The 13,805-nt window shown below is 66.8% G+C and carries 12 protein-coding genes; 9 read left to right on the forward strand and 3 right to left on the reverse strand.

Annotated elements, in window-relative coordinates; all coding sequences use genetic code 11:
- Nucleotides 1–32 precede the first annotated feature (32 nt).
- Nucleotides 33–374: a cupin domain-containing protein gene (locus LZA78_RS08355; RefSeq protein WP_233676479.1), complete on the forward strand. Its 342-nt coding sequence runs from the start codon at nucleotides 33–35 to the stop codon at nucleotides 372–374.
- Here LZA78_RS08355 and LZA78_RS08360 read toward each other — a convergent pair whose 3' ends face one another.
- Together LZA78_RS08360 and LZA78_RS08365 are read right to left on the reverse strand one after the other, a co-directional pair.
- Nucleotides 375–1,253, reverse strand: a complete 879-nt coding sequence (locus LZA78_RS08360; RefSeq protein ID WP_306798966.1) for a L,D-transpeptidase — start codon at nucleotides 1,251–1,253, stop codon at nucleotides 375–377.
- A gap of 213 nt (nucleotides 1,254–1,466) precedes the next feature.
- Nucleotides 1,467–3,638: an esterase-like activity of phytase family protein gene (locus LZA78_RS08365; protein ID WP_233676480.1), complete on the reverse strand. Its 2,172-nt coding sequence runs from the start codon at nucleotides 3,636–3,638 to the stop codon at nucleotides 1,467–1,469.
- 185 nt (nucleotides 3,639–3,823) lie between these two features.
- Here LZA78_RS08365 and LZA78_RS08370 point away from each other — a divergent pair, with 185 nt between their 5' ends.
- Entirely contained in the window at nucleotides 3,824–4,159 is a 336-nt protein-coding gene (locus LZA78_RS08370; RefSeq protein ID WP_233676481.1) for a GYD domain-containing protein, read from the forward strand.
- A gap of 40 nt (nucleotides 4,160–4,199) precedes the next feature.
- Here LZA78_RS08370 and LZA78_RS08375 read toward each other — a convergent pair whose 3' ends face one another.
- A complete protein-coding gene (locus LZA78_RS08375) occupies nucleotides 4,200–5,405 on the reverse strand; it encodes an aminopeptidase P family protein (RefSeq protein ID WP_233676482.1) in 1,206 nt (401 codons plus the stop codon).
- A 234-nt stretch (nucleotides 5,406–5,639) separates the two neighbouring features.
- Between LZA78_RS08375 and LZA78_RS08380 the strand changes: the two genes are divergently transcribed.
- The 7 genes from LZA78_RS08380 (at nucleotide 5,640) to LZA78_RS08410 (ending at nucleotide 13,788) form a co-directional block, all read left to right on the forward strand.
- Complete coding sequence (locus LZA78_RS08380) at nucleotides 5,640–6,584, forward strand: ABC transporter permease (protein WP_233676483.1); 945 nt, start codon at nucleotides 5,640–5,642, stop codon at nucleotides 6,582–6,584.
- Nucleotides 6,581–7,396: an ABC transporter permease gene (locus tag LZA78_RS08385; RefSeq protein ID WP_233676484.1), complete on the forward strand. Its 816-nt coding sequence runs from the start codon at nucleotides 6,581–6,583 to the stop codon at nucleotides 7,394–7,396. Before LZA78_RS08380 ends, LZA78_RS08385 begins: the two co-directional genes overlap by 4 nt.
- Nucleotides 7,393–8,997: an ABC transporter ATP-binding protein gene (locus tag LZA78_RS08390; RefSeq protein ID WP_233676485.1), complete on the forward strand. Its 1,605-nt coding sequence runs from the start codon at nucleotides 7,393–7,395 to the stop codon at nucleotides 8,995–8,997. Before LZA78_RS08385 ends, LZA78_RS08390 begins: the two co-directional genes overlap by 4 nt.
- Entirely contained in the window at nucleotides 8,978–10,420 is a 1,443-nt protein-coding gene (locus LZA78_RS08395; RefSeq protein ID WP_233676486.1) for an aldehyde dehydrogenase family protein, read from the forward strand. Before LZA78_RS08390 ends, LZA78_RS08395 begins: the two co-directional genes overlap by 20 nt.
- 11 nt (nucleotides 10,421–10,431) lie before the next feature.
- Nucleotides 10,432–11,172, forward strand: a complete 741-nt coding sequence (locus LZA78_RS08400) for an SDR family oxidoreductase (protein ID WP_233676487.1) — start codon at nucleotides 10,432–10,434, stop codon at nucleotides 11,170–11,172.
- 13 nt (nucleotides 11,173–11,185) lie between these two features.
- Nucleotides 11,186–12,178 carry a P1 family peptidase gene (locus LZA78_RS08405; RefSeq protein WP_233676488.1) on the forward strand — a complete coding sequence of 331 codons (993 nt, stop codon included), beginning with the start codon at nucleotides 11,186–11,188 and terminating at the stop codon, nucleotides 12,176–12,178.
- 131 nt (nucleotides 12,179–12,309) lie between these two features.
- Complete coding sequence (locus LZA78_RS08410; protein ID WP_233676489.1) at nucleotides 12,310–13,788, forward strand: NAD-dependent succinate-semialdehyde dehydrogenase; 1,479 nt, start codon at nucleotides 12,310–12,312, stop codon at nucleotides 13,786–13,788.
- Nucleotides 13,789–13,805 lie beyond the last annotated feature (17 nt).

Below are 13,805 nucleotides of genomic sequence, written 5' to 3' on the forward strand. Positions count from 1 at the left end.
CGGCAACTCCCCTGACACCCAAAAGAAGAAACATGCTGATCGAAGCCCTGACCCCGAGCCTTGCCGAGCCCGAAACCTCGCGCCCCGATGCCGAGAAAGTCCTTGCGGGCGACCCCGTGCATACCACCTGGAATGTGGAAGATGACCGCGGCCTTTACTGCGGCATCTGGCAATCCACCCCCGGCAAGTGGCGCATCAGTTACGACGAATGGGAATATTGCCGCATCCACGAGGGCCACTCGGTCATCGCTGGCGACGATGGCTCGCGGCTTGAGGTCGGGCCGGGCGACGCCTTCGTGATCCGTCCGGGCTTTACCGGCACCTGGGAGGTGCTGGAGGCCACCCGGAAGGATTACGTCATCCTCATGCGCTGATCAGTCGAGGCCCTGCAACTCGCGCTCGCGCGCATCGACGCTCGAGATCGTCAGCAGGTAGGGCTCGGGTTCGACCCCGGCAGCCTGTGCCTCGGCCGCCGCCGCCGCCGCGGCATGGGCCTGCGCCTCGGCCACGGCCGGATCGACGATCAGCCCGGCCTCCCACGCGGCCTGATCGGCGGCAATCGCCGCCGCATCCGAAGCCGACACGAGGTAGCCCGTGTGCAGCTCGACCATCGGGCCTTCCATCTCAAGGCTTTCCTCGTAGGAGCGGACATGGACCTTGGTGCCCAAGTCCATCTCGTCATACATGTCGATGATGTCCTGGTTGAACAGCCGGATGCAGCCCGCCGAGGTGGCCTTGCCGATCGAGCTCGGGTCCATCGTGCCGTGGATGCGATACATCGTGTCGCGCCCGCCGCGGTAGAGGTAAAGCGCCCGCGCCCCGAGAGGGTTGTCCAGACCGCCCGGCAGACCGCCCGCCAGCGGGCCGTAAACCTCGGGGTCTTGCCGGATCATGTTCTTGGTAGGCGTCCAGGAGGGATACTCCTCCTTGCGCCGGATCACCGCATCGCCACGGAAGCCCCGGCCTTCCTTGCCCACGGCGATACCGAAACGCATGGCCTTGCCCGGCTCGACCACGTGGTAAAGCAGCCGCGCATGGGGATCGACGACGAAAGTGCCCGGCTCTTCGGGGCCGTCATAGGCAACCCAGCGGCGACGGTTACGCTCGTTGAGATAGGCGGGATTGACGGCGGGGATCACGCGCTCGCCGTCCGGGCGCGCACGGTATTCGGCCGGAACGTTCGCGCTTGAAAGCGTTGCGCCAGAAGTGTCCGGTGCGCCGCAGGCGGCAAGACCTGCCACGGTCAAAAGCATCGCAAGCGGGCGCAAACTACGGGCAAAACTGCGGATCACGGTGGCAAATCCCTCGAAACTGATTACGAATCCCGAACAGGATCCGACCAATCTGCGCAGATGGTCAAGCCCGCGTCGCTGCGTCAACCCCCGCGCGGGACCGCAGGCGCCCCGCGTGGCAAAAAAGCCCGCGCGAGGATTGCCCCGCGCGGGCCGAATTCAAGGCCGCAGAGCTTAGTTCAGCTTGCCGATCGAGAAGAACAGCGTCTCGCCCGAGCTGTCATCGACGCCGTCATTGTCGGTGACCACAAAGCCCTCGCCCGCCGCGTCGATGGCAAAGCCCTCGACCTTATCCACGACGTAGCCGCCGAAGGATTTCAGCTCGGGGATCAGGTCGCGCACCTCTTCCTTGGCCACCACCGGAAGCTCTCCGCCAAGCGCCGCGGGCTGCATCTCGGCCAGTGCCACGCGGAAGATCTTCTTCACCGCCGCCAGATCGCCAAGCTGGTTGTCGCGCTCGACGATATAGGCGTGATCGCCCTGCACGGTGATCTCGGACAGGCCCATCCAGCCCGCGCCCTTGGCTTCAAGCGGATAGCGCACCGCGCCCCATTCGCCGCTCTCGGTGTTATAGGCCACCAGCTTGACCATGCCTGCCGGATCGTCCTTCCACTCGCGCTGAACGGCCATCCACAGCGTGTCGCCAACCTTGGCGATGCCTTCGAAGCCAAAGCGGACCTCATTGGCCGACAGCTCGGCGGGCAGACCGATCTGCTCCTTGATCTTGCCGTTCTCATCGACATGCACGATCCCATGCGGGATCATCTTGTCGCTGCGCCCCTCGGTCGCCAGCCAGAAGCCGCCTTCACCGTCAAGCGTGATGCCCTCAAGGTCCATCAGTTGCGCCGGGGCGCCATCGCGGGTCACGACCGTCGCCTTCACGATACGGGCGGGCTTGGCGCTCGCGTCGACGGTGAAGATCGAGGGCGCGGCCGAGTAGAAGCTGTCCGACACGCCATAGAGGATGCCGGGCTTCTCGGCATCTGCGACCAGGCCCGACAGCGCGCCCCAGCCGATCATCTCCTCGGCACCGGCCGAGGTGATCGTGGGATAGGCCGCCGGGGCGTCCGAACGCTCATACAGCATCACATGGGCGCGCGCGGCGCCATCGGCGCCGAGGTCGGTTTCGTTGGCCGAAACGAGCAGGTTGCGCGCGGGGATCGCGGCATAACCTTCGGGGCCAATGCCCGAGGGCAGCAGTTGCAGCAGCTTGGGCGCGGCCAGATCGCTCACGTCATAGACACCGACGACCGAGCCGCGCTCGGACCCGATGAAGACCAGCGGCTGGCCGTGGAAGATGCCAAACTCGACCGACTCGGGCTCGACACCCTTCTTGCCGGCGCGCTTGTCGGGGAAATGGCCGATTTCGGCCACGGCATACTCAAAGGTATTGCCGCTGTCGTAAACGACGGTGCCGTCCTTCTTGAAGATCGTCCAGCCGCGCGAGCCGCCGTTCCAGTCGCCCTCGTTGGCGGTGGCGAAATGATCCGCGTCGATCCATTTCACCGCGTCGGGTTCGCGCGGAATGTCGGTCAGGCTGCCGGTGAAGGCGATCTTTCCGTCCTTCTTGGTGTCCACGTCCTCAAGGGTGACGCTGCCCGCGCTGAAATGGTTGGCGACCGCGCCATCGGCGCCGATCACGATGATCTCGTTGTTTTCCTGCATGGTTACGACGATCTCGCCCGCGGCATTGATGTCGACGAATTCGGGCTCGGGGTCGTCACCGGCGACGGCGGCAAGGCCGGTCACGTCGATCTTCTGCATAGCGTCGCAATCGGCCAGCCCGTCCTTGAGCGGCAGCTTGACCACATAGCCCGCGGGCATCTGCGGCAGCGCGCCATCGTTCAGCTCTTCGTCGCGTTCGTTCTCGATGGCGATGGCCAGGAACGCGCCGTCCTTGGCGCGCGCAACCGAATCCGGCTGGCCGCCCAGATCGCAAGACGCAACCTCGGCCTTGGAGCCCAGATCGACCATCGCCAGACGGCCCGAGGGGGCCACATAGCTTTCCGACGTGTTCACGCCGACAAACGCGGTATTGCCGATGACGGCGACCGAGGTCGGCTCGCCCTGCATCGCGACATTGCCAAGCGGTTTCGGCGCCTTGGGATCGGCGATATCGACCAGACCGATCACCCCTAGCGGGCTGTCGGTGTAGACGAGCATCATGCCATCTTCGGTCGCCGCAATGATCTCGGACGAGGTTTCACGGGCACGATCCTCGCCCTCGGCCATATTGGCCGGGGTCGCGAAAGCGGCGATGCGGTTGAAGTTCATCTCGGCGGCCGCGGGCATGGCGGCGCAAAGCGCGATGGTCGAGCTGACGGCGAAAAGGCGTGGTGCGAACATGTATCGTCCTCCTGACGGAAATCGCGCGGACGATGGGACAGCGATGCGACAGAAGCCTGACAGCGCAGCAAAGCTTTTGTGACACGCGCCCCGCAGAATCGACCCGTTTCATGCTATGATCGCGCGTCCCCGGCCCGGCTGCGGGCATCCTGACCCGCTCGGTCGAGGACAGAGAGGGAGGAACCATGTCCAAATTCATCGTGACCGGCAGCTATTCCGCTGCCGCAATGAAAGGCATGATCGCCCATCCGAGCGATCGTGAAAGCGCCACCCGTGCCCTGGTCGAGGCCGCGGGCGGCAAGCTTGTGACCTACCTGCTGACGACCGGCGACAATGACTTTCTGATGATCGTCGAGACGGATGACGTTCGGAAAATGCTGCCTGCGCTGATGGTCGCGGGGGCATCGGGCTCGGTCAACGGGCTGAAGACCGTACAGGCCTTCACCTCGGCCGAGTTCACTGCGGCCCAGAACGCCGCCGGTGAGATCATGATGCGCTACGCAGCGCCCGCGCAAAGCTGAACGGCCGGGTCCGCGGGCTGCCCCGCGGACCCGAAGTTGCTTATCCGACCACGTTGAAGGCAGGCCCGTAGGGATATTTGGTGATATCCTCGGATCCGTCCTCGCCCACGACCAGAATGTCATGCTCGCGGTAACCGCCCGCGCCGGGCATGCCCTCGGGCAGCGTCAGCATCGGCTCCATCGAGATCACCATGCCGGGTTCCAGCACCGTGTCGATATCCTCGCGCAGTTCCAGCCCCGCCTCCCGGCCGTAGTAATGGCTGAGCACGCCGAAGCTGTGGCCGTAGCCGAAGGTGCGGTATTGCAGCAGGTCGCGCTCGGCGAAGAAGTCGTTGATCTTGGCGGTGACCTCGTCGCAGCGCGCGCCGGGCACAAGCAGGCTCATGCCGTATTCATGCGCGGCGACGTTGGCCTCCCAGATCTTAAGGCTGGCCGGGTCCACCTCGCCTACGAACATGGTGCGCTCGAGCGCGGTGTAATAGCCCGAGATCATCGGGAAGCAGTTGAGGCTGAGGATATCGCCGCGCTTGAGCTTGCGCCCGGTGACCGGGTTATGCGCGCCATCGGTGTTGAGGCCGGACTGGAACCAAACCCAGGTGTCGCGATACTCGGCGTCAGGGAAGCGTTTGGCGATCTCGGCCTCCATCGCGTCGCGGCCCGCCATGGCCACGTCGATCTCGCGCAGGCCCTCCTTGATCGTGTCGTGGATGGCGTAGCCGCCCACATCGGCCACCGCCGCGCCGTGCTTGATCAGCTCGATCTCGGCGGCGGATTTGACCATGCGCTGCACCATCGTCCCGGGGGCGATGTCCATACCGCGCTTGGGCTTGAGGAAGTGGTTGAACTTCTCGGCATTGACCATGGTCAGGTGATCAGCCTCGACCCCCACCGCCTTGCCGGTGCCGATGACATGGGCCACCGCGCGCCAGTAGTTGTCGCGCGCCCAGTCGGTATAGGTCAGCGCCTCGCCATGGCAGCGTCGCCAGGGCTGGCCCGCGTCGATCCCCGCCGAGATCACGACCGAACGGTCACGCGTCACCACGAGTCCGTAGGGCCGGCCAAAGCTGCAATAGAGAAAGCCCGAGTAATAGGCGATGTTATGCATCGAGGTCATGAGGCAGGCGTCGAGGCTGTGCATCTCCATCAGGTCGCGCAGACCTTCCAGACGGGCCTCGTATTCCTCGGGGGCGAAGGGCAGCGGGGCCTTCTGGCCGTTCTCGCAGGTGTAGAATTCGGGTCTTTGCATTGTCGTCTCCGTAGGGGCCAGGGGACCCCGAAAGATCCCGGCGTACAGGACGTCCGGCGGTTGCCCGCAAGTCACCGGGCCAACGGCCCTCCGGCGACGCCATCGCCGCGACTCGGGCAGATGCTGCCCCAAGCCGCGCCGTCGCGCAATCCCCCGTGAAATGGCCCCCGTGAAATGGTCGGAGACATGCGAGGGGCCTTGACCATCCGGTCCGCTCGGCGGAACCTGCCCGGAATGGGCCGCTATATCCTGAAACGCATTGCCTCGCTGATCGCATCGCTCGTTGTGGCGAGCCTTGCGATTTTCGCGCTGATCGAGGTGACGCCGGGCGATCCTGCGTCCTTTATGCTAGGGCTGAATGCCGCGCCCGAGACGGTTGCCGCGCTGCGCGATCAGCTTGGCCTGAATGAGCCCCTGCCGCTGCGCTACCTGCATTGGGTGGGTGGCATGCTCAGCGGCGATTTCGGGCTGAGCTATACCTACAAGGTGCCGGTGGCCGAGCTGGTGGGCGACCGGCTCAAGATCTCGCTGCCCTTGGCGCTGATCGCGCTGGCGCTGTCCACGGCACTGGCGCTGCCCGCCGGGCTGATCGCGGCTGCGCGTCGCGGCAAGGCGACGGATGCGGCGGTCATGGGGGCGACGCAGCTTGGTATCGCCGTGCCGAACTTTTGGTTCGCCATGCTGCTGGTCTTGCTGCTTGCGGTGCGCTGGCGGCTGTTCCCGGCGGGGGGCTTTCCAGGCTGGTCCGACCCGCTCGCCGCGCTGCGCGCCCTGACCCTGCCCGCCGTCGCGCTGGCGCTGCCGCAGGCAGCGATCCTCGCGCGCGTTCTGCGCTCGGCCCTGATCGAGACGCTGGGGCAGGACTATATTCGCACCGCCCGCGCCAAGGGCCTGAGCCGTCAGGCCGCGCTCACCCGCCACGCGCTGCGCAATGCGCTGATCCCGGTGCTGACAATCCTCGGGATGCAGTTTTCCTTCCTGCTCGCAGGCGCGATCATCATTGAGAACGTCTTTTACCTGCCGGGCCTCGGGCGGCTGATCTTTCAGGCCATCACGCAGCGCGATCTGATCGTGGTCGAATCCGTCGTCATGCTGCTCGTGTTCGCCGTGATCGCGGTGACCTTCCTGACCGACCTCGCCTATGCCGCCGTGGACCCGCGGCTGAGGAGACCGGCATGAGGCCCGCGCTTGTGCTTGGTGCGGTGCTCTCCGCAATTGCATTGGTCGCGGCGCTCATCTCGCTGGTCTGGACACCCTATGACGTGACCGCTCTGCAGATCGGCGCGCGGCTGCAACCGCCCTCACCCGCGCATTGGATGGGCACCGATCATTTCGGGCGCGATATCCTGTCGATGATCATGGCGGGGGCGCGCACCTCGCTCGCGGTGGCGCTGGTGGCGGTCGGGATCGGCATGGGGCTTGGCGTGCCGCTTGGCCTTGCCGCCGCCGCGCATCGGAGGCGCTGGCTCGATGAGGCGATCATGCGCGGCAACGACCTGATCTTTGCCTTCCCCTCGCTCGTGATCGCCATTCTGATCACCGCCGTTTTCGGCCCCTCGGCGCTGAACGCGATCATCGCCATCGGCATCTTCAACATCCCCGTCTTCGCCCGCGTGGCGCGTGCAGGTGCGCTCAGCCTCTGGACGCTCGATTACATCCGCGCGGCACGGGTTGCGGGCAAGCATCGCACCCGCATCTCGGTCGAGCATATCCTGCCCAATATCGCGAACCTGTTGATCGTGCAGGGGACGATCCAGTTCAGCCTTGGCATTCTGGCCGAGGCGGGGCTGAGCTACGTGGGCCTTGGCGCGCAGCCGCCGACGCCCAGCTGGGGCCGGATGCTGGCCGAGGCGCAGACTATGGTGGTGATGGCACCGCATGTGGCGCTGTTTCCGGGCCTTGCGATTGTTGCCACCGTGCTGGGGCTGAACCTGCTGGGCGACGGGTTGCGTGATGCACTCGACCCAAGGCTGCGGGGGCGCGTCGCATGAGCCTCTTGTCGTTGGAAACCCTCTCGGTCCAGATCGGCCCCACCGCGATCCTGCGCGAGGTCTCGCTGTCGCTCGCGCCGGGTGAGATCGTCGGGCTGGTGGGCGAATCCGGTTCGGGCAAGTCGATGACCGCGCTGGCGATCATGGGCCTCTTGCCGCCGGGCGCGCAGGTGTCGGGCGCGGTGCGGCTGGAGGGGCGCGAGATCACCACCCTGCCCGAACGCGCCCTTTGCCGTCTGCGCGGCAACGAGGTCGGCATGATCTTCCAGGAACCGATGACCGCCCTCAACCCGCTGATGACCATCGGCGATCAGGTGGCCGAGACGCTGATGGTCCATCAGAGGATGCCGCGCGCCGAGGCGCTGGCGGTCGCGCGCGACCGGCTGGATCGCGTGGGCCTGACGGCGCCGCGTTTCCCGCTTGATCTCTATCCGCATGAGCTGTCGGGCGGCCAGCGTCAGCGCGTGGCCATCGCGCTCGCCATCGCGCTGCGCCCGCGCCTGCTGATCGCGGACGAGCCCACGACCGCGCTCGACGTTACCACCCAGGCCGAGGTGCTGAGCCTGCTGCATGATCTCGCGCGGTCTGAAGGCATGGCGCTTTTGCTTATCACTCATGACCTTGCCGTGGTCGCCGGCATGGCTGACAGGGTGGCGGTGATGCAGGCAGGCCGCGTGATTGAGACCGGCGCGACCGAGCGGCTCTTTCGTCGTCCCAAGGCGCGCTATACCGCCGATCTGCTAGCGGCCTCGACCCACCATCCCGCTGCTGCCCGCACGCCCAAGACCGGCGCGCCACTGCTGACCGTCAGCGCCGCCACCCGCAGCTATCGCCTGCCGCGCCCCAAGCCCTTCGCGCCGCACCCCGAGCTGCGCGCCGTCGATAACGTCAGCTTCACCCTTGGCGCGGGTGAATCGCTTGGGCTGGTGGGCGAGTCCGGTTGCGGCAAATCCACCCTGACCCGCGCGATCCTTGGGCTCGATCCGCTCGCGTCTGGCGCGATCACGCTTTCGGGCCACGCGGTCAGCCCCGAGATGCCCAGCCACGCCCGCGCCGATGTGCAGGTGGTGTTTCAGGACCCCTATGGTTCGTTCAACCCGCGCCAGCGGGTCGAGCGGCTGGTGGCAGAGCCCTTCCACCTGACCGGTCGCCCCGCCGACTGGCGCGAGCGCGTGGCCGAGGCGCTGCGCGAGGTGGGCCTTTCGCCCGACGACCGGGGCAAGTTCATCCACGAATTTTCAGGCGGGCAGCGCCAGCGCATCGCCATCGCCCGCGCGCTGATCACCCGCCCCAAGCTGATCGTGCTGGACGAAGCAGTCTCGGCCCTCGACGTTCGGGTGCGGGCGCAGGTGCTTGATCTGCTGGCGGGGCTGCAACGCAGCCACGATCTGGCCTATCTGTTCATCTCGCATGACCTGTCGGTGGTGCGCGCGGTCACGACCCGCTGCCTTGTGATGCAGGCGGGCAGGATCGTCGAGCAGGGCCTGACCGAGGCGCTCTTTACCGCCCCGCAACACGCCTACACCGCGCGGCTTCTGGCAGCCGCGCCGCAAATTCCGCAAGCATGGACGGAGGAGAGACATGCAACCGCTCTGGTTTGACCCGGCCGAGATCCTGATTGGCGGTCGGTGGCTGCCCACCGCCGAACACCTGCCGGTCGAGAACCCCTCGACCGGGGAGACCATCGCCGAGATCGCGCGCGGCACGCCCGCTGATATCGACGCGGCCGTCGCGGCGGCACAAGGCGCGCTTGCGGGCGACTGGGGCGCGCTGACCGCGGCTGCACGCGGGCGCGTCCTCATGCGCATGTCCGGGCTGGTGCTGGAGCATGCCGAGGCGCTGGCGCAGGCCGAGGCGCTCGACGTTGGCAAGCCGCTGAAACAGGCGCGCGCCGATGTGGTGGCGTTGGCGCGGTATCTGGAGTTCTACGGCGGCGCGGCGGACAAGGTGATGGGCGAAACCATCCCCTATCTGAACGGCTACACCGCCTACACGCTGCGTGAACCGCATGGCGTGACGGCGCATATCGTGCCCTGGAACTACCCGATGCAGATCGTTGGCCGCTCGGTCGGGGCGGCACTGGCGATGGGCAATGCCGCCGTGCTGAAACCCGCCGAGGAAGCCTCGCTGACCGCGCTCGCCTTCGGGCGGATCGCCTGCGCGGCGGGCCTGCCCGCGGGTGCGCTGAATATCGTGACGGGTCTGGGCGAGGAAGCGGGGGCGGCGCTGTCCTTGCACCCCGGCATCAACCACCTCAGCTTTACCGGCTCGGTCGCCGTTGGGCAGATGATCCAGGCGGCAACGGCGGCGAATGTCGTGCCGGTGACGCTGGAACTGGGCGGCAAGTCGCCCCAACTGGTGTTTGCGGATGCAGACCTCGACCGGGCGCTGCCTTTCCTCGTCAACGCAGGTATTCAGAACGCGGGCCAGACCTGTTCTGCCGCCTCGCGCATCCTAGTCGAGCGCAGCCGCTATGACGAGGTCGTCACCCGCATGGCCGAGGCCTACCGCTCCCTGCGCGTGGGGCCTGCACTGGCCGATCTCGACCTCGGGCCGCTGATCTCGGGGCGGCAAAAGCAGATCGTCGAAGGCTATCTGGCGCTGGCCGCCGATCTCGAGATTGCGGCGCGCGGGCAGGTCGTGGCCGATGCGCCTGCGGGAGGGCATTACTTCGCCCCCACCCTGATCGCGGGCGGGCATGGCGCGCATCGCCTCGCACAAGAGGAAATCTTCGGCCCCGCGCAGCTTGTCATCCCCTTCGAGGGCGAAGATGAAGCGACCGCTATCGCCAATGGCACCGATTACGGGCTGGTCGCTTCGGTTTGGTCTGAAAGCGGGCCGCGCGCGATGCGCATGGCCAAGCGCTTGCGGGCCGGGCAGGTTTTCCTGAACAATTACGGCGCGGGCGGCGGGGTCGAGCTGCCCTTCGGCGGCACCGGCAAATCCGGCCATGGTCGCGAAAAGGGGTTCGAGGCGCTTTACGGCTTCTCGGCGCTAAAGACAGTCGCGGCGTGGCACGGCTGAGGGAGGATGACATGAGACTGCAAGGCAAAACGGCGATCGTGACCGGGGCGGCCTCGGGGTTCGGGGCGGGCATCGCGCGGCGCTTCGTGGCCGAGGGCGCGCAGGTAATGGTCGCGGACCTGAACGCCGAGGCCGCAGCGACCTTCGCCGCAGAGATCGGCGCGATCCCCTGCGCCGTCGATGTGAGCCGGGGCGGGTCCGTCGCCGCGATGACCGAGGCCGCGATGCAAGCCTGGGGGCGGATCGACATTCTGGTCAATAACGCGGGCACCACCCACCTGCCCGCCTTTATGGAGGATGTCTCGGAGGCCGATTTTGACCGGGTTTTTGCGGTCAACGGCAAGTCGGTCTATCTGACCGCGCGCAGCATCGTGCCGCATATGAAGGCGGCCGGGTGCGGGGCGATCCTGAACGTGGCCTCGACGGCGGGCGTCTCGCCGCGCCCCCGGCTGAACTGGTATAATGCCTCGAAGGGCTGGATGATCACCGCGACCCGCGCCATGGCCGTCGAGCTTGCCCCCTTTGGCGTGCGCGTCAACGCGATCAACCCGGTGGCGGGGGAAACGCCGCTGTTGAAGAGCTTCATGGGCGAAGACACCCCCGAGGTGCGCGCGAAGTTTCTGGCCACAATCCCGATCGGGCGCTTCTCGACCCCCGAGGACATGGCGAACGCGGCGCTCTTCCTGTGCTCGGACGAAGCGTCGATGATCACCGGCGTCGCGATGGAAGTGGACGGCGGACGCTGCATCTGAGGGAGTAAACGCGATGAGACCGGGGCCAAGAAATCTGATCACCGATGTCGCGGGGCTGGGCGTGGGCAATGCGCAGGACGAGCGGCTGCGCTCCGGCTGCACCGTGCTGGTGGGCGAGCGCCCGTTCGTCGCGGCGGTGCATGTGATGGGCGGCGCGCCCGGCACGCGCGAGACCGACCTGCTGGCCCCCGACAAGCTGGTGCAAGAGGTGGACGCGCTGGTGCTGTCGGGCGGGTCGGCCTTCGGGCTCGATGCGGCATCGGGCGTGACCGAGGGGCTGCGGGCGGTGGGGCGCGGCTTTGCCGTGGGCGACATGCGCGTGCCCATCGTGCCCGGCGCGATCCTCTTCGATCTGCTCAATTGCGGCGACAAGGGGTGGGCCGCCAATCCCTACGCACCCCTTGGCCGTGCGGCGCTGGAGGCCAGCAGTTCTGATTTCGAGATCGGCACGGCGGGCGCGGGTTACGGCGCGATGACCGGGAACCTGAAAGGCGGGCTCGGCTCGGCCTCGGCGGTGCTGGAAAACGGCATCACCGTCGGCGCGCTGGTGGCGGTCAACGCACTTGGGCAGGCGACCGTCGGCGATCAGCCGCAATTCTGGGCCGCGCCTTGGGAACTGGAGGGCGAATTCGGCGGGCTTGGCGTCGCGGCTACCTACCCTGCGGCGGATGAACCCGCTCCGATGAAACGGATGGGCGAGGCCACCACCATCGCCATCGTCGCGACCGACGCGATCCTGACACAGGCGCAGGCGCAGCGCATGGCGGTGGCCGCGCATGACGGGATGGCGCGGGCGCTTGTGCCCTCGCACACGCCTTTCGATGGCGATCTGGTCTTTGCGGCGGCAACCGGTGCGCGCGCCCTGCCCGATCCGATGGCCGACCCCTTCGTTCTGGGCCATGCGGCGGCCAGCTGCCTTGCCCGCGCCATCGCCCGCGCCATTCATGCAGCAACCCCCATGCCCGGCGATCTGCAACCCTGCTGGTCGGCGCGATTCCGCACCTGACCTGCCAGTTTGGCAAGCGCACCGCCCTGTTCGGCAAGCGCGGCGGCCCTATCTGACCATTCGGAAGGATGGACAAGGCCCCTCTGCGCGTGCTTCCCTCACTCCATGCCCAAATTCCGGGAGGATGACCCATGCTCGATACCAACACCGATCTCAAATCCCTGCTCAAGGACCCCTCGCTGCTCGTCACCAAGGCCTATGTCGCTGGCGAGTGGATCGACGCCGATGACGGCGCGACCTTCGCGGTGACCAACCCCGCCCGCGGCGACGTGATCTGCACCGTGCCCGACCTGTCGCGCGCCGAGACCGCCCGCGCCATCGCCGCCGCGCAGGTCGCGATGAAGGACTGGGCCGCGCGCACCGGCAAAGAGCGCGCCGCGATCATGCGCAAGTGGTTCGACCTGATGATGGCGAATCAGGAAGACCTCGCGCTGATCCTGACCGCCGAGATGGGCAAGCCCCTGCCCGAAGCCCGCGGCGAGATCGCCTATGGCGCCTCGTTCATCGAATGGTTCGGCGAAGAGGCCAAGCGCATCTACGGCGAAACGATCCCCGGCCACATGCGCGACAAGCGCATCCAGGTGATCAAGCAGCCGATCGGCGTTGTGGGCTCGATCACGCCGTGGAACTTCCCCAACGCCATGATCGCGCGCAAGGCTGGCCCGGCGATCGCCGTGGGCTGCGGCTTTGTCTGCCGCCCGGCCTCGGAAACCCCGCTCTCGGCGCTGGCGATGGCGGTTCTGGGCGAACGCGCGGGCCTGCCCAAGGGTATCCTGTCGGTCGTGACCTCGTCGCGCGCCTCGGACATCGGCAAGGAGTTCTGCGAGAACCACGCCGTGCGCAAGCTGACCTTCACCGGCTCGACCGAAGTGGGCCGCATCCTGCTGCGTCAGGCCGCCGATCAGGTCATGAAATGCTCGATGGAACTGGGCGGCAACGCGCCCTTCATCGTGTTCGACGACGCCGATCTGGATGCGGCTGTCGAGGGCGCGATGATGTCCAAGTTCCGCAACAACGGCCAGACCTGCGTCTGCGCCAATCGCATCTACGTGCAGGCCGGCGTCTATGATGCCTTCGCCGAAAAGCTGGCCGCCGCAGTGCGCAAGCTGAACGTGGGCGACGGGCTAAACGATGGTATCACCACCGGCCCGCTGATCTCGGACAAGGCCGTGGCCAAGGTCGAGGAACACATCGCCGACGTGCTCAAGGGCGGCGGCAAGGTCGTGACCGGCGGCGCGCGCCACGCGCTTGGCGGCACCTTCTTCGAACCGACCGTTGTCACCGGCGTCACGCAGGAGATGAAGGTCGCGACCGAGGAAACCTTTGGCCCCGTCGCGCCGCTGTTCCGCTTCGAGACCGAGGAAGAGGTGGTCGAGAAAGCCAATGCCACGATCTTCGGCCTGGCGTCCTATTTCTACGCCCGCGACATCGGCCGCATCACCCGCGTGCAGGAAGGCCTCGAATACGGGATCGTCGGCGTCAACACCGGCATCATCTCGACCGAGGTCGCGCCCTTCGGCGGCGTCAAGCAGTCGGGTCTGGGCCGCGAAGGCTCGCACCACGGCTGCGAGGATTACCTCGAGATGAAATACATCTGCCTGTCGATCTGACGACCGGCACAGCGATG

Source organism: Rhodobacter flavimaris, assembly GCF_021378075.1.
Lineage (GTDB): Bacteria > Pseudomonadota > Alphaproteobacteria > Rhodobacterales > Rhodobacteraceae > Rhodobacter > Rhodobacter flavimaris.

Excerpts from the sequence above, each read along its gene's own strand:
- LZA78_RS08355 (WP_233676479.1), top strand. The coding sequence starts at position 33 with ATGCTGATCGAAGCCCTGACCCCGAGCCTTGCCGAGCCCGAAACCTCG.
- LZA78_RS08360 (WP_306798966.1), bottom strand. The coding sequence starts at position 1,253 with ATGCTTTTGACCGTGGCAGGTCTTGCCGCCTGCGGCGCACCGGACACT.
- LZA78_RS08365 (WP_233676480.1), bottom strand. The coding sequence starts at position 3,638 with ATGTTCGCACCACGCCTTTTCGCCGTCAGCTCGACCATCGCGCTTTGC.
- LZA78_RS08370 (WP_233676481.1), top strand. The coding sequence starts at position 3,824 with ATGTCCAAATTCATCGTGACCGGCAGCTATTCCGCTGCCGCAATGAAA.
- LZA78_RS08375 (WP_233676482.1), bottom strand. The coding sequence starts at position 5,405 with ATGCAAAGACCCGAATTCTACACCTGCGAGAACGGCCAGAAGGCCCCG.
- LZA78_RS08380 (WP_233676483.1), top strand. The coding sequence starts at position 5,640 with ATGGGCCGCTATATCCTGAAACGCATTGCCTCGCTGATCGCATCGCTC.
- LZA78_RS08385 (WP_233676484.1), top strand. The coding sequence starts at position 6,581 with ATGAGGCCCGCGCTTGTGCTTGGTGCGGTGCTCTCCGCAATTGCATTG.
- LZA78_RS08390 (WP_233676485.1), top strand. The coding sequence starts at position 7,393 with ATGAGCCTCTTGTCGTTGGAAACCCTCTCGGTCCAGATCGGCCCCACC.
- LZA78_RS08395 (WP_233676486.1), top strand. The coding sequence starts at position 8,978 with ATGCAACCGCTCTGGTTTGACCCGGCCGAGATCCTGATTGGCGGTCGG.
- LZA78_RS08400 (WP_233676487.1), top strand. The coding sequence starts at position 10,432 with ATGAGACTGCAAGGCAAAACGGCGATCGTGACCGGGGCGGCCTCGGGG.
- LZA78_RS08405 (WP_233676488.1), top strand. The coding sequence starts at position 11,186 with ATGAGACCGGGGCCAAGAAATCTGATCACCGATGTCGCGGGGCTGGGC.
- LZA78_RS08410 (WP_233676489.1), top strand. The coding sequence starts at position 12,310 with ATGCTCGATACCAACACCGATCTCAAATCCCTGCTCAAGGACCCCTCG.